Annotated in this window: 14 protein-coding genes; 12 read left to right on the forward strand and 2 right to left on the reverse strand. The window is 49.9% G+C overall.

Going from position 1 to position 15,789, the window contains the following annotated elements:
- Window positions 1–13: 13 nt before the first annotated feature.
- The 3 genes from BUB94_RS06585 to BUB94_RS06595 all read left to right on the forward strand — a co-directional run bounded on the left by BUB94_RS06585 (window position 14) and on the right by BUB94_RS06595 (window position 2,960).
- Entirely contained in the window at window positions 14–622 is a 609-nt protein-coding gene (locus BUB94_RS06585; protein WP_073159405.1) for a penicillin-binding protein activator LpoB, read from the forward strand.
- Between the two features lie 27 nt (window positions 623–649).
- Window positions 650–1,822, forward strand: a complete 1,173-nt coding sequence (gene nirJ1, locus BUB94_RS06590) for a putative heme d1 biosynthesis radical SAM protein NirJ1 (RefSeq protein WP_073235308.1) — start codon at window positions 650–652, stop codon at window positions 1,820–1,822.
- Window positions 1,823–1,895: 73 nt separating this feature from the next.
- Window positions 1,896–2,960 (forward strand): Lrp/AsnC family transcriptional regulator, encoded by a 1,065-nt coding sequence (locus tag BUB94_RS06595; RefSeq protein WP_073235311.1) that lies wholly within the window; start codon window positions 1,896–1,898, stop codon window positions 2,958–2,960.
- Here the strand turns inward: BUB94_RS06595 and BUB94_RS06600 are convergent.
- On the reverse strand, window positions 2,957–3,799 hold the full coding sequence (locus BUB94_RS06600) for a hypothetical protein (protein ID WP_158535416.1): 843 nt from the start codon (window positions 3,797–3,799) through the stop codon (window positions 2,957–2,959). The genes BUB94_RS06595 and BUB94_RS06600 overlap by 4 nt on opposite strands.
- A 61-nt stretch (window positions 3,800–3,860) precedes the next feature.
- Here BUB94_RS06600 and BUB94_RS06605 point away from each other — a divergent pair, with 61 nt between their 5' ends.
- The 7 genes from BUB94_RS06605 to BUB94_RS06635 all read left to right on the forward strand — a co-directional run bounded on the left by BUB94_RS06605 (window position 3,861) and on the right by BUB94_RS06635 (window position 13,043).
- Window positions 3,861–5,099: a CotH kinase family protein gene (locus tag BUB94_RS06605; RefSeq protein WP_175549687.1), complete on the forward strand. Its 1,239-nt coding sequence runs from the start codon at window positions 3,861–3,863 to the stop codon at window positions 5,097–5,099.
- Between the two features lie 30 nt (window positions 5,100–5,129).
- Entirely contained in the window at window positions 5,130–6,356 is a 1,227-nt protein-coding gene (hemA, locus tag BUB94_RS06610; RefSeq protein WP_073235317.1) for a glutamyl-tRNA reductase, read from the forward strand.
- 32 nt (window positions 6,357–6,388) lie between these two features.
- Complete coding sequence (hemC, locus tag BUB94_RS06615; protein ID WP_073235435.1) at window positions 6,389–7,390, forward strand: hydroxymethylbilane synthase; 1,002 nt, start codon at window positions 6,389–6,391, stop codon at window positions 7,388–7,390.
- A 45-nt stretch (window positions 7,391–7,435) separates the two neighbouring features.
- On the forward strand, window positions 7,436–9,112 hold the full coding sequence (gene cobA, locus BUB94_RS06620; RefSeq protein WP_073235320.1) for a uroporphyrinogen-III C-methyltransferase: 1,677 nt from the start codon (window positions 7,436–7,438) through the stop codon (window positions 9,110–9,112).
- Window positions 9,109–9,996, forward strand: coding sequence for an NAD(P)-dependent oxidoreductase (locus BUB94_RS06625; RefSeq protein WP_073235323.1), 888 nt, complete (start codon window positions 9,109–9,111; stop codon window positions 9,994–9,996). The genes cobA and BUB94_RS06625 overlap by 4 nt, the downstream gene beginning before the upstream one ends.
- Before the next feature lie 86 nt (window positions 9,997–10,082).
- Window positions 10,083–11,051, forward strand: coding sequence for a porphobilinogen synthase (gene hemB, locus BUB94_RS06630; protein ID WP_073159389.1), 969 nt, complete (start codon window positions 10,083–10,085; stop codon window positions 11,049–11,051).
- Window positions 11,052–11,219: 168 nt separating this feature from the next.
- The gene (locus BUB94_RS06635; protein ID WP_073235326.1) at window positions 11,220–13,043 is read left to right on the forward strand and encodes an FISUMP domain-containing protein; all 1,824 of its coding nucleotides are present in this window, start codon (window positions 11,220–11,222) and stop codon (window positions 13,041–13,043) included.
- 125 nt (window positions 13,044–13,168) lie between these two features.
- On the opposite strand, the gene BUB94_RS06640 is transcribed toward BUB94_RS06635, so the two are convergent.
- Window positions 13,169–13,693 (reverse strand): Rpn family recombination-promoting nuclease/putative transposase, encoded by a 525-nt coding sequence (locus tag BUB94_RS06640; RefSeq protein ID WP_256375049.1) that lies wholly within the window; start codon window positions 13,691–13,693, stop codon window positions 13,169–13,171.
- A gap of 303 nt (window positions 13,694–13,996) precedes the next feature.
- Between BUB94_RS06640 and hemL the strand changes: the two genes are divergently transcribed.
- A complete protein-coding gene (gene hemL, locus BUB94_RS06645; protein WP_073235332.1) occupies window positions 13,997–15,283 on the forward strand; it encodes a glutamate-1-semialdehyde 2,1-aminomutase in 1,287 nt (428 codons plus the stop codon).
- Between the two features lie 52 nt (window positions 15,284–15,335).
- Complete coding sequence (locus BUB94_RS06650; protein ID WP_073235335.1) at window positions 15,336–15,674, forward strand: hypothetical protein; 339 nt, start codon at window positions 15,336–15,338, stop codon at window positions 15,672–15,674.
- Window positions 15,675–15,789 lie beyond the last annotated feature (115 nt).

Here is a 15,789-nt window from a genome sequence, read left to right on the forward strand (position 1 = left end):
AAAGGAGATAATTATGCGTAAACTGTTCGCTCTTCTCGCCGTTGGTTGCAGCCTTTGCTTTGTTGCTTGCAGCAGCGGTGGTGGCAAGTCCGTTACCCGTATCGACGAAAATTCCACTACTGACCTGTCTGGCAAGTGGAACGACACCGATTCCCGCCTGGTGGCTGACGAAATGATCTCTAGCTGCCTTTCTAGCGCAAAGATCGACCGTCTCATCAAGTCTATGGATCGTACTCCCACTGTCGTAATCGGCAAGGTCAAGAACAAGAGCCACGAACATATCAGTGTCGAAACCTTTACCAAGGACATGGAACGTGCCCTGCTGAACTCCGGTGCTGTTGACTTCGTTGCCAACTCCGACGAACGCGCAGAACTCCGCCAGGAAGTTATGGACCAGCGCGGCAACGCTACCGAAGAAACCGCCAAGGAACTGGGCATGGAACAGGGCGCCGACTGGATGCTCACCGGCACCATCAACACCATCGTCGACCAGGAAGGTGGCAAGTCCGTTATCTTCTACCAGGTTGATATGGAACTTACCGACCTCCAGTCTCACAAGAAGCTCTGGATTGGCGACAAGAAGATCAAGAAGTTCGTCTCCCAGGATTCTGTGAAGATGTAATTTGACCTTAGGAACCGAGAATTCACGATGATCAGTATTACCAAGCTTTTGATGGATGCCCCAAATTATGGGGACCAGTTGCGCTATACTCCCAAGGCTCACGAAGCCAAGAACGGAGTTTCTGAAGGCCGCGGCCCGGTGGTGGTTTGGAACTGCACCAAGACCTGCAACCTGAAGTGCGTACACTGCTATGCCCGTTCTGAAGCCATCAAGTATCAGAACGAACTGACCCACGAAGAAGGTCTGGCACTTATCGATCAGCTGGCTGAATTCAAGGTTCCTGTGATCTTGTTCAGCGGTGGCGAACCTCTGCTTCGCCCCGACTTTTTTGAACTGGCCAACTATGCGGCCAGCAAGGGCATTCGCCCTACAATTTCTACCAACGGTACATGCATCACTCCCGAAGTGGCCGAAAAGCTGAAGGCCATGGGGGTGGGCTATGTTGGTATTAGCCTTGATGGTAACGAGTCTACCCATGACAAGTTCCGCGGTAAAGAGGGCGCCTATAAGCTTGCCATCCGCGGCATTCGTAACTGTGTGGCTACCGGTCAGAAGGTGGGCCTCCGCTTTACCATTACCAAGGACAATTTCCGCGACCTGAATTCCATCTTCGATTTGATCGAAGCCGAAAACATCGATCGCGCCTGCTTCTACCACCTGGTCTATAGCGGCCGTGGCAGCGGCATTGTTGACCATGACCTGAGCCACGAAGAAAGCCGTGAAGTCATGGACTTGATTATCGACCGCGTTCTTGATTTTAAGAAGCGTGGTCTCAATAAGGAAATTCTGACTGTCGACAATCACGCCGACGCCGTGTATCTGTACCAGCGCATGAAGCGCGAAGATCCGGAACGCGCCAAGAAGATTCTGGAGCTGATCCAGAGCAATGGCGGTAACCGTAGCGGTATGGCTTTCGGTAACATCGACAGTATCGGTAACGTTCATCCCGACCAGTTTACCCAGTACATAACCCTGGGCAATGTTCGCGAACGCAAGTTCGGCGATATCTGGACCGACGAATCCAATCCCATTATGGCGGGCCTCAAGAACCGTAAGCCGCTGCTTAAGGGGCGCTGCCCCAAGTGCGCCTTCCTGAACCTTTGCAACGGTAACTTCCGTACCCGCGCCGAAGCTGTTACAGGTGACTTCTGGGAAATGGACCCGGCCTGCTACCTGAACGACGACGAAGTGGTTATCTAGTCAACAGTGATTAGTGGTTAGTGATTAGGATTATAAACCTGTTTACTAACCACTGCTTACTAACCACTATATTATGACTGAATTAGAACAGCAAATCCTTGACATCATCCAGGACGGATTCCCCATTGTGGAACGTCCTTATGCTGTCTTGGCCGATATGCTGAATCGCGAAGCCGTGTTGCAGCATGCGGATGATGCTCAACATTTGCATACTACGGAACAGCTTGTATTTGATGTGGTTGAATCCCTTCGTTCATCTGGCGTTATCCGTCGACTTGGCGGTGTGTACGATACAAAACGACTTGGTCTGGTAAGCCGCCTGTGTGCCGGCAAGGTTCCTAGCGTGGCGACTGGTGCCACTGACGATTCTGCCCTGGAACAGTTTGCTGCTGCGGTTATGGAAATTCCTGCCATTACCCACAATTACGTCAGGTCTCACCAGTATAATGTGTGGTTTACGGTCATTGCCGAAAGTGAATTGGCTTTGCAGGCTGTAATCGATAAACTTTGCGGGGAGACCGCTCTGCACGATGTTCATTCCATGCCGGCCCGCAAGATGTTCAAGATCAACACGGTCATGTCTCGGCGTTCCAGGACTTCGGCAAAGCAGGGCGAACCTTCGGCTAGCGCGATGAACTCGGTAAGTTCGGCGAATGCCTTGAACGTTTCGGCGTTGTCTGTTTCTGACCGAACCCGCATCCGGTTGCTGAGTGGAGATTTGCCTCATTCCCTGACTCCGTTTAACGAACTTTTCGCGGATGTCATTAGCGGGACGAAGTCTCTGGAGGATCTTTTACAGGATGCTTGTTCTGACCTGACGTCCAGGCGTATGCGCCGATTCGGGGCCGTACTTCGCCATCAGGATGCCGGCTTCCCGTGTAATGCCATGGTTTGTTTTGATGTGGCTGATGGGTCTGCTGCCGGTGCGGTTCTCGCGGCGAATCCTCATGTGTCCCATTGCTATGAACGCCCTCCGTTTGAGGGGTTCCCCTATAATGTTTATGCCATGTTCCATGCTTCTACAAACGAAGAACTTCTGCGTTTTGTGAACGAGGCTGTGGCGGCTCTTGGCAATCCTCAGTTTGCGGTACTGCATTCTGTACGCGAACTTAAGAAGACCAGCTATAAGTACTTCTAGATTCCTGCTTTCAGGAAGATGCCGATGCGATGACCCGTCTCGAAACCGAAGAGGGTGCCTTCGTGAATTTCGTAATTGAGACCTAGGCTAATGGGGAGGGCGCTGAACCTTCTGGAAAGGTCGAATCGCATCTTGTAACCATGGAAGTCGTCCTTCATTTTGCGGTAGGGCTTGTCCATGTGCAGGTTTTCGGATTCGTGGATTCGGTTCTGGTATAGGAACACCTGGTCAAAAATCCAGCCACTCTGTGTGCTTTCGTTCCACCAGAATTTCCATGCCAGAGATGCCTTGAAGCCGACTTCGTCACCTGGGGCGAAGTCGTTCTTTTCAAAAAATCTGTTGTACCTGAATGCGGTCCCCAAAATCAATCTTTGCGTAAACTTGAACGCGTAGAAGGGCTCTATGTTCAGACGGTGGAATCGGTTCCGCTGGGAACCTTCTCCTGGAGGGAATCGCCAGCCGACGTTCAGGCCGGCACCTTTCAGAATGTCGGCTTCTTCGTTGACGAAGGGCATGAACTTGGCGCCTACGTAGGTTTCGTTAAAACCGTTTACGTGAAGGTTGCAGTAATTGTGGACGTACCCCTTGGTCGAATATTCGTAGCTGAAGCTCAAGAAGCGGAAGGCTCCGTCAACATAAAGGCTGGCCTTGCCACCGGTCATAGGAAGGGCGAACTCGGCAGAGACATTCATGTCGGCACTGTAGATGTCTTCGTCTAGATCGACGGCTCCTTCTACAGAGGCCCAGGTGCTTGGGGGTAAAATAGGGTGCAGGACTTCGGTTGCGTAGGCCATGGCGGCCGCGCCCAACAACATTAAAATGGAAGTCCCTCGCATCATGCTCCAAATATATCAAAGATTTAAACAAATGATGATTTATGTTGTATTTTTGAAATGTCGTATGCGGTTGTCTTTCGTAAAAAGTTTGATGTTCCTTTTGATCGCCTTGTTGTTTGGCGGTTGTGTTTATGATGGAACGGATGACGAAATGGATTACTTGCCCATTGATGATTCGCAGTACCCTTATGCGGGTATTCCCCGTGTGGTTATCGAGACCGAAAATTTTTCTCAGATCCGGGATGTTGAAACGGAATTCCCGTCGCGGCTCCAGATTTATGGCGACTCGGCTCCGGTTAGCGGTGTCTATAAGCTGACTGTTCGTGGCCGCGGAAATTCAAGCGCCAAGATGCCCAAGTACGGGTTGAAACTGGAATTTGAAGACAAGGTAAAAATGTTCGGCATGCCCAAGAATAGGGACTGGGCCCTGATCGCCAATTATGGGGACAAGACTCATTTGCGGAATTTTATGATGTCCAGAATTTCGGAATGGCTTGGGGCGAGATATACTCCCAAGATGCAATTTGTAGAGCTTTATCTAAATCGCAAATATATGGGCCTCTACCTTTTTTCTGAAACCGTAAAGGTGGGCAAGAACCGGGTGAACATCGAAGAGAACGATTCTACCTTTTTGTTTGAAAAGGAAGACAGTAAAAAATTGGATCCGCCTTATGTGACCACGAATTTGGGATACACATTCCATGTGAAGTCGCCCAAGAATATGACGGAAAAGTCAGAAGCGCTGCTGACGGAACACCTGAATGAATTTGAGATTTTTATTCATGGCGGTCACAATGGTTATTCTGATACCATGAGCAAATGGATTGATATGGAAGATTATCTGCGCTACTATTGGGTGCAGGAATATTCAAAGAATGAAGATGGCTCTTTTGCCCGAAGCGTTTATATGACTTGGTCGAAGGGAGGCTTGATTCATTTTGGCCCCCTGTGGGATTTTGACCTGGCTTTCGGCAATGCTTCCTATGATCAGAATAAATCTGCCGATGGTTGGTACATTCGTTCTCAACGCTGGAACCGTCTAATTTTCAATGACTATTACATTCGGTTGGAAGCGCAAAAATTCTGGGAAGATCACAAGGAACTTTTTTATGACTTGATCGATAGCGTGCCCCTGTACCGTAAGGGAATCGAGAAGGCTATTGCCAATGAATACAAGCGTTGGCCCATTATCCGCAATACCGAAAACTGGGCTTTGAAGGAACCGTATGATTCTTACGATGAAGCGGTTGAAGCCATGGTGAAGTGGATGAAAGAACGGTACGAATGGATTGAAGAACATTAAAGATCAGAACGTTTTTTCTACATTTGGGCCATGCGAAAAATCTACATGGCAGGAATGAGTCATAAGGTCGCGGATATTGCTGTCCGCGAGAAGTTCTATATCCCCATGGATATAAAGACCGAAGCTCTCCAGCGCAAACCTTTTGATGAACTTTTGATTCTTGCCACCTGTAACCGCACTGAATTTTACGTGGCCAGCGACAGGGAACTTGAGGAAGGCGAACTGGTCCGCTACATTTGCGGATTGGTTGGACAGAAGTTTGAAGACTTCGGACAGTTCTTCTATGTGAAGTGTGGTGACGATGTGGCCCATCATGTGATGAACGTGTGTGCGGGCCTGGATTCCGTGGCCGTGGGGGAGGACCAGATCCTTAACCAGATTAATCGTGCTTACGAAACGGCTCACCAGCTTGGGGCTACAGGCAACAGCCTGAATAAGCTTTTTCAGAGTGCCATTCACACCACCAAGCGCATCAAGACCGAAACCAATTTGAGCAAGCTTAGCTGCAACATTCCCTTTTTGGCCATGAAGCAGGTCCTTAAGACTTTTGACGATCTTGAAAACCGTTCGGTCTACATTATCGGCCTTGGCGAAATGGGTTCCCTGATGTTGAAGTATGTTCAGGAATATACGACTCACATTTTTGCCAGCAGCCGCACTTTTTCTAATGCCGAAAAGTTTGCCGACGTGTTGACTCCTGTTCCTTTTGAAAACCGCTACGATGTGGTTGGAACGTGCGATGTGGTCATTCTATGTAGCGCTTGCCATGACCCGATTATTACCAGGGATGAGTACGCTGCCGCCTTAAAGGAAAAGTCCCACTTGGTCATCGACTTGGGAAGCCCCCGTAATGGTGAAGCCTCTATTGGCGAACTTCCGGACGTTACCTATGTCTGCGTCGATGAACTGCAGAAAGTTGTGGATGAAAACCGCCGCCTCCGCGTTATCGAACTGGAGGCCGCCCAGAAAATCCTTCAGGAAGGTATCGAGGAATTTTTGCAGTGGTACCGCATGGATGATGTGGCCAAGCTTATTAATGTCCAGGCCGAAAAGATGATGCGGATGGCTTCCGAGGAATCTGAGAAATTGCTCCGCTCCTTGCCGAATTTGGAAACTGCGGAATCTGAAAAAATTCAGATGATGTTTGAACGGTTCGCCAAGAAAATCGCCAGCGAGTACCTCTATAAGGTAAAGGACAAAAATTCTCCTGAAGACGTTCAGAAGTATTTGGAATGCCTTTGCAACGTGTCATCCTGAGCGTAGCGAAGGATCTAGCAGAAGGTTTTGTAATGAAGCTAAGAATCGCGACCCGTAAGAGCGCCTTGGCGCTTGCCCAGACCACCCAGGCTGCCGATGAAATCGTTGCGGCCAACCGCAGTTTTTTCGCTGACGAAAAGGTCGGTGGGAATTGCGCCGATGGTGGGGACTGCGCGGGCCTCTCATACGAACTGGTTTCTATGACTACTGAAGGGGACCGTCGTCTGGACAAGTCCCTGGCAAGTTTTGGAGGCAAAGGCGTTTTTATCAAGGAACTTGAAGTGGCTCTTCTGGAAGGGCGCGCTGACATTGCGATTCATAGCCTGAAGGATATGCCTGCCGAAGTGCTTCCCCAGTTTAAGTTGGCTGCCGTGTTAAAACGCGAAGATCCCCGTGACGCTTTTTTGGCCCGCGGGGGTGTCGCTGGCATCCGCTTTATGGACCTGCCTGCGGGAGCCAAGGTTGGAACGGGTAGCATTCGACGTGTCGTTCAGCTGAAGGCCTTGCGCCCGGATTTGGAATACGTTCCCATTCGCGGAAACATCCAGACCCGCATTTCTAAGCTGGCCGAATTGGACGGTGTTGTCCTTGCTGCCGCCGGCTTGAACCGAATGGGTTTGGCGGATCAGGTGACTGAATATTTTAGCACCGGACAGATGCTCCCTGCCAGCGGCCAGGGCATCCTCGCCATTGAAACCCTGCGCCAACCCGAAGAGCTGTGTGTCGAAACGATCCTCTCCCGCGTAAACCACGTTCCCACCTTCTGTATTGCCGTTGCCGAAATGGCTTTCTTGAAGGCTCTGGATGCAGGATGCCAATTTCCTGTGGCAAGTTTTGCAGAATTTGAAAAAGACGCAATTGGTGATGTACGTACTTTGAAAATTCGCGGTATCTATTGGGACGAATCTTCCTCTCGTTTGCTTCGTGCTGAAACGTCCCGTGAAATCCACATGAATGAATCCAATACGCTCGAAGAATCCAAGGCTTTGGGCGTTGCCCTTGCGGAACTCATTAAAAAGCAGCTGGCTGAATAATAAAAGATTTTACGTCCTACCATAAATTCTAAATTTTAATACGGAATGAAGAATTTTGGAAAAGTTTATTTGATTGGCGCAGGCCCCGGTGATCCGGGTCTGTTTACCTTGAAGGGCAAGTCCATTTTGGAACGTGCCGATGTTGTTGTGTACGACCGTTTGGTTTCTCCGGCAATTTTGTCTTTTTGTAATGCAAGTGCCGAAATGGTGGATGTAGGCAAGATGCCTACTCATCACAAGGTTAAGCAATCCGAAATCAATAAACTGTTGGTGAAGTTTGCCCAGGAAAAGCCTGGTGCCGTAATCGCCCGCCTGAAAGGTGGTGATCCCTTTGTGTTCGGTCGTGGTGGCGAAGAGGCTTTGGAACTGATTGATGCCGGTGTGGAATTCGAAGTGGTTCCCGGTATCACAAGTGCCATTTCTGTGCCCGCCTACGCAGGCATTCCTGTAAGCCATCGTGGAATTGCTACCAGCTTCCACATTGTTACCGGCCATGAAAAGCAGGAAATGCAGACGTGTCATTCTGAGCTATACGAAACTAAGAACTTTAGTTCTCAAGTTGAGTTATGCCCTTTGGGTAGAAGCACGAAGGGCGGAGTCGAAGAATCTAGCATTTCTGGTCTCGATTTTCCCGCTCTTGCCAAGTGCCCTGGCACTCTGATTTTCTTGATGGGCATTTCCAATATGGAAATGATTTCTCGCCGTCTGATTGAATGCGGTAAGGATCCCAAGACTCCTCTGGCTTTTATCGAAAAGGGAACAACCCCCTACCAGCGTACCGTTATGTGTACCTTGGAAACCGCAGGGGAGACTATCCTTCGTGAAAACGTAACCGCTCCTGCCATTACCATTATGGGTGGCGTAGTGGAATTGGGCAAGTCTCTCGCTTGGCGAAAGAACTTGCCACTTTCGGGTAAGCGTCTGGTGATTACTCGAGCCGCAAAGCAGGCTGGGGGAATCGCTTCCCGCCTGACGGCTCTCGGAGCCGAAGTTATTGAGACGCCCATGATCGAGACTCGTGGTGTTGAACCTCGCGTAGGTTCTTTGGATGGGACTGCTGCTGATTTCGCAGACCTTTCAAACTTTGACGTCCTCGCATTCACCAGTACCAACGGCGTAGATTCCTTCTTTGAAGCCCTCTTCAAGGCGGGCCTGGACATTCGCATCCTTGCCGGCAAGAAGATTGCATCTGTCGGGAAAATTACCGAGAAGAAGTTGCTGGAACGTGGCATCCGCTGCGACTACGTTCCCGAAGACCACACCGGCGAAGGATTGGGCAAGCTGCTTGCCGCCATATGTCATCCTGAGCAAGCGCCGCGCGTCGACGGATCCCGTCTTGACGAATCTCGCATCCTCCTTCTCCAGGGAAATCTTGCCGACGATACCATCTTGAAGCTTTTGCCGAAGGCAACCCGTTGGGTGGTTTACGAAACCCTTCCTGTGGCCACCTTGCCCGACTGGAAGCGTGAAGCCGTTGCCGGTGCTGATGCCGTCGTATTCGCCAGCTCCAGTGCCGTGGAAAATTTCATGAACGCTTTGAAATTACCTCAAAGCACCGAAGGTGCGGCCTCAAACCTCAGCGCGCAGCGCCCTCATTTGGCCTTCTCCATTGGTCGCCTGACCTCTGCCACCGCCAAGAAGTACGACTTTGAAGTTGTGGAAAGCGAAGAGACTTCCATGGATTCCCTGGTCAAGAAAATCACGGAATACTACGCCGTATGAAAGTCGTTCTGATTATCGCCCATAACTGCATCCGTCCGGGAGCTTACCGCGGTTTTGAAACTGTTCTTGACCGCCTTCGTAAGGATATGCCTGGCGCTCGTATAGCAAGTACTAGCCTTGTGGATTTGGATAATGATTTGCGTGCTATCTTACGCGAGGATGTGGAATCCGTAACCTTGTTGCCTTACTTGCTTTTGAACGGTCAGCATTCCAAGGGTGATATTCCCGCCATTGTTGCCGCAGCCCAGAAGGACTTCCCGCAGATTCCCATGACGCTTTTGCCACCCCTGGGAGAATGGGATGGCTTTGCGGATATGGTGGTCAATGGTGTTCGTCGTGCGAATCGCGCCGAAGCACAAAAGGAAAATCAAGCTCATTCCAATTCCAGCCTTTTCGCTATTGAAATGAATCTGGAAGGTAAAAATGTGCTGGTGGTGGGCGGTGGCCGCATAGCCCTTCGTAAGGTAAAGACCTTGCTTCCTACAGGAGCCCGCATTACGGTGGTGGCACCCATGTTTGATCCTGAGTTCAAGACTCTAGAAGTGCCGCAGAATTCTTTTACGACTGTAACTCTGGAAGAGCGTCCTTACGATGTTCTGGATCTTCGTTCTGTTTCTATGGTATTCATCTGTACGGATCAGCCGGCAGTAAATGCACAAGTCAGTAACGATGCGCGAGCCCGCCGCATTCTGGTGAACAACGCTTGCGATTACCTGGACGGTGATTTCATTGTTCCCGCCCGAATGGACTTTGGTAAAAACATCACCGTAACCGTTTCCACCCAGGGCCGCGTTCCCAGCCTGGCAAAAAAACTGAAACAGAAAATTCAGGCAGACTGGAAAAAAGACCTAGAACAAATTGAAAAAGAAAGCTGTGAGCTATGAGTAATGAGTTTTGTGCTAAAACAAGGCGCCCTCGGCGCGATTATTAAACCTCATACCTTTAATCTTTAACCTTAAAACTTTAACCTATGATTATCCGTCCTCGTCGTCTTCGTCAGAATACTACCATCCGCAACATGATTGCGGAAACTTCCGTTAGCCCCGATTGCCTCGTTTACCCCATGTTCGTGGTAGAAGGGGAGGGCGTCAAAGAAGAAATTCCCAGCATGCCCAACCAGTTCCGCTTCAGCATCGATGAACTGCTGAAGGAAATTGAAACCTTTGGACCTTTGGGCTTGAAGTCCGTGTTGCTGTTTGGTATTCCCGACCACAAGGACGAAATGGGCTCCCAGGCTTATGATGATGATGGTATCGTTCAGCGCGCCACCCGTGCAATCAAGGCCAGATTCCCGGAAATCTACGTGATTTGCGACGTCTGCCTTTGCGAATACATGAGCCACGGCCACTGCGGAATCATCAAGGATTGCGATGTGGATAACGATCCCACCTTGGAACTTCTGGCGAAGACAGCTGTTTCTCAGATTGCTGCCGGCGCAGATATGGTGGCCCCCAGTGATATGATGGACGGTCACATTACCGCCATCCGTGAAGCTTTGGACGAAGCTGGTTTTACCAACGCTCCCATTATGGGTTACAGCGCTAAGTTCGCCAGCGCCTATTACGGCCCCTTCCGCGATGCCGCCGATTCCGCACCCCATTTCGGCAACCGCAAAACTTACCAGATGGATGTCCGCAACATCCGTGAAGCTATGCACGAAGTGGAACTGGATTTGGAAGAAGGTGCCGATATCGTTATGGTAAAGCCGGGCCTTGCTTTTTTGGATGTGCTTCGCGGTGCTGCCGAAATCAGCAACGTCCCCGTAGCCGTCTACAACGTCAGTGGAGAATACTCCATGGTGAAGGCCGCTGCAAAGATGGGCTGGATCGACGAAGATTCCATCATCCGCGAAAATATGATTGCATTCAAGCGTGCCGGCGCCGACATCATCATTACCTACCACGCCAAGGAAATTCTGGAAAAGGGACTGCTAGGGTAGAGTGCTTGTTGTCTAAAAATGACTCTACTGTTTTCGCAGGGGCGTTTTTTTTATGCAGGAAATAATAAATAAAAAATTTTTTTTGTCTGAAAAAATAAACTTACTTTTTGTAGACAAAATCATTTTTTTTTCTTACATTTACCGCGTCTTTTTTTAAAAGGAGTGAGTATGAGTGCTCAGTTTAGTAAATATGCAGTAGTTGCATCTGCTGTTATTTTGGGATTGTCTGCTTGCGGTGATGAATCTACCGTATCTGACGGAGGATCTAACGTCTCGATTCTTGACGAGAAGCTTGGTGAATGCAGCGAAAGCAACCAGGGCGCAATGGCCTATGTGACTGATTCCGCTGCCCTGTATTTCTGTGCTGATGGGGAATGGGTTCCCCTGAAGGGCCAGGATGGCGAAGACGGCAAGGATGGTAAGGACGGCAAGGATGGCAAGAATGGCGCAAGCTGTACTGCCAAGGTCGTTGATGACGGCGTCGAAGTTAGCTGCGATGGCAAAGTCGTAGGCACCATCAAGAATGGTGAAGACGGCAAGAATGGCGAAAACGGCAAGAACGGCGAAGACGGCAAGAACGGCGAAGACGGCAAGAACGGTGAAGACGGCAAGAACGGTGATAAGGGCGACAAGGGTGACAAGGGTGATAAGGGCGACAATGGCGACAACGGCACCAGCTGTACAGCCGAAATCATTAATGAAGGCATCGAAGTTAGCTGCGATGGCGAAGTCCTAGACACCCTCAGGAACGGCAAGAGCGCCTTCGAACTGGCTGAATCTGAATTGTCCTTGGAAGACTGGCTTGCCAGCCTGAAGGGTGATAAGGGTGACAAGGGCGATAAGGGCGATAAGGGTGACAAGGGCGACAAGGGCGATAAGGGCGAAGATGGCCTTTCCTGCTCTGCATCGCAGATCGAAAATAATGATGGCACGAAGACGACGACCATCACTTGCGAAACCGCCGAAGGCGAATCTGCCGAATATGTGGTGAATGACGGTAAGGATGGTGCCAGCTGCAGCATCAGTGACAAAGGCAATGGTGTCGTGAAACTTATCTGCGGTGACAATTCCGTCAATCTCAAAGAGCCCTTGTGCGGAAGCACTCCCTATGATCCGGAAGAATGGATTTGCCTTGACGACGATGAACTTCTTCAAAATACTGCCTCCAGCACAGCAACCTCCAGCGCTGCACCAGCCTACTCCAGCGCGGCCGCTCCGATAATCTCCAGCGCATCCTATTCTAGCGAAGCTGCTCCTAGCTCTAGCGCATCTGTTCCGAGCTCCAGCGCTGCACCTGCCTACTCCAGCGCGGTCGCTCCGATAATCTCCAGCGCATCCTATTCTAGCGAAGCTGCTCCTAGCTCTAGCGCATCTGTTCCGAGCTCCAGCGCTGTACCGGAAGTATTTGAATACAGCTCCAGCGCGGCCGCTCCGATAACCTCCAGCGGTGCAGCCCCCTCCTGTGAAGAGACTGTTAAGGGTACCTATGCCGATACTCGCGATGATCATGAGTACAAGACTGTGACCATCGGTGATCGGACATGGTTTGCTGAAAACATTCAATATAGTGCTTCTTCCGTCACGACAAAAGTACATACTAACGGTGTACAACTGCTTTATTACGGTGCAAATGGTGTTTGCCCTGAGGATTGGCGTTTGCCGTCGAGGGCTGATTTTGAGGATCTAATCGCTCGTGCCACATGTGGGGGAACCGGCGATCCGTCCAAAGTTTTGAGATCCACGACATGGGACGGAACTGATGAACTGGGATTCAGTGTCGTTCCCACAGGTAATTGTGGATCGAGCGATTGTTGGAATCCTGACAAGTATACGGCATTCTGGACGACTGATGCTAATTCGGTGGCAACAAGTACGTATTCCACCTTGGCTTTTGACTATGCTGATGATGACCCTAATAAAGGAAAAATGTCTTTTACTGAAACTAAGACAGCTTATGCAATATCCATCCGTTGCGTAAAGGATAAAGAATAACTGTTTAATTCTCAAAAGCCCGCTGGTTTTAGTGCCGGCGGGCTTTTTTTACTACTGGTTTCAAAAAAAACTCACCCGCAGTATATAACCGCGGGTGAGATTTTTTTCTGAAAGAAATCTGAATCTTAGGGCTTTGGGATTGCAAGCTTCCTGATCTCTTCTTCTTCCCTGAGAACGTCGCCGACAGTCTTGTAATTGGGACGAACGAAATCCATCTTGAATGCCTCCATAAAGTTGGCTCTTAACCATCCTTTCAAATATACATCCATCTGGTACAGTAAGTCAAGGGCTTCCGATTGGGGCAGTTCCCTGTGGATTCGGTCCAGTACTTTAGAGAATGTCTCCCGAGAATTGTCTGGATTCCAGATGTACTTCATGGCGCAGATGAAGGCTGCAAGGCGCGCCCCGAATCCGTTCAGAGATTCGTCAGAAACCTCCTTCACGTTCAGCAGGATGCACTTGAAGGGGAGCAGGTACCTCTGGAGTTCCTTGGGGTACGCCTGCAGCTTTTTAAGCGGGTCCCAGTTGTCCTTGCCATTGTAGAGGATGATTGCCACGGAGGGAATCCCCTTTTCCGCATTGGCCTTCAGCTGGTTTTCCATCAGATAGTAGTGGTACTTGCGGAGCTGATCCTTCTGTGTTACTGTAATCGCCGGGAACCTGCCCTCGGGTCACCTCCTGAATTCAAGGGTGACCTCGGTTTAGATTGTTGTAAAGAAGGTGCCAATCCAAACTGCGGAAAATGCAGGTTAAAGGTTGAAGCTATGTAAAAAAAATCTGCATTCGCAGATGAATACGATATATGAAAAAATCTGCACTCGCAGATAGACGGAATATATGAAACTTAGAACAAACTGTCAAGCGAGATGCTGCAGAAAAATCATGAAGTTTTTTGATGCACAACTGTAAAATCTTGGGGATGCTCAAAGTTCATAATTCCTATATTGTATCCTATGAATCATTCTGTTAGTGAAAAACTGTTTGCTGAAGCAAAGTCCCTGATGCCGGGTGGTGTCAATAGTCCTGTTCGAGCCTTTGGAAACGTGGGGGCAACTCCTCCCTTTATCGCTCGTGCCAAGGGTAGCCATATCTATGACGTTGATGGAAACGACTATGTGGACTATGTGGGTTCCTGGGGCCCCATGATGTTGGGCCACGCTCACGATGCCGTTATCAAGGCTGTTGCCGAAACGGCTCAGAATGGCCTTAGTTTTGGCGCACCCTGCGGTCTGGAATCTGAACTTGCGAAATTGGTGATGCAGTTGGTTCCCAGCATCGAGATGATTCGTATGGTGAACTCCGGTACCGAAGCTACCATGAGTGCCATCCGTGCTGCCCGTGGCTTTACCGGGCGCGATAAGATTGTCAAGTTTGAAGGTTGCTATCATGGTCACAGCGATAGCCTGCTGATCAAGGCCGGCTCCGGCATGCTGACTACGGGCAAGCCCAGCAGTAAGGGTGTTCCCGCAGACCTTGCCAAGTATACTTTGACGCTCCAGTACAATGATGTGGCTCAGGTTCGCGAAACTTTCAACGCCATCGGTGATGAAATCGCAGGCGTTATCGTGGAACCGGTGGCTGGCAACATGGGCGTTGTTCCTGCGACTCAGGAATTCCTCCAGGCTCTTTCCGAAGAAACCAAGAAGCATGGCTCCATCCTGATTTTCGATGAAGTGATGACCGGCTTCCGTGTGGGTGTTCATTGCGCCCAGGGCCTTTACGGCATTAAGCCGGATCTGACCACCTTCGGTAAGATCATTGGCGGTGGCATGCCGGTGGGTGCTTATGGCGGCCGCCTGGATGTGATGCAGCAGATTGCTCCCTTGGGCGGAATCTATCAGGCTGGCACCTTGTCCGGCAATCCGGTGGCCATGGCTGCGGGCCTTGCTACCATGGGCGAACTGAGCCGCAATCCGGAACATTACACTCGTGCGGAACGATCCACGACGAACTTGTTAAAAGGCCTCAAGGCTGCTGCCCAGGAAGCGGGTCTCCCTATGACCACAAACCAGGTGGGTTCCATGGGTTGCGTCTTCTTCACTGATGGTCCTGTAAATTGCTTCGCAGATGTTCAGAAGTCTGACTTGGAGCTTTTCCGCAAGTATTTCCTGGGAATGTTGGATGAAGGCATTTACTTGGCCCCCAGCCAGTTCGAAGCCATTTTCGTCAGCTCTGCCCACACTGATGCCGACATCGAAAAGACTATCGAAGCTGCCCGCAAGGTCCTAAAAGCACTTTAGCTTAGGTTTAAATCACTTTTTTTGAAAAAAGACTGCTCTCGCACTTGCTGCTATGGGTTTGGCAGCCATGTTTACTGCTTGCGGTGATGACTCTTCCTCTAGCGGTGGTAAGATTATATCTTGCGATATGAAGACTGAACGCGTTTTTATGGGTGAAACCCTTACTTCGCATTCCTGTGCTGAAATTTCTTCCAATGCTGTTGCTGCTGATGAGTTGGAAAAAAGCTGTGTAGGTGCACCGGATTTCGGAATTACAGCTACTAAGGGTTCTGGCTGCGCCGGTGGCGAAAAGAAGAAGTGCGATTCTCCTGACGGAAGTGGTGCTGTGTACTTCTACGACGCTGATGCCGCCGACTCCAGTTGTGATAAACTCTTGGACGGTGAAGACTAATAATTAGTCTTTCTAAATCAAGTTTCACATATAAAGGTTTCCTGATGTCAGGAAGCCTTTTTTGCTTTTAGAGTAATAAAACTAGACTTTTATTTCTATCTTTTTCCCAAAAATT

This window comes from Fibrobacter sp. UWH9 (genome assembly GCF_900129715.1).
GTDB lineage: Bacteria > Fibrobacterota > Fibrobacteria > Fibrobacterales > Fibrobacteraceae > Fibrobacter.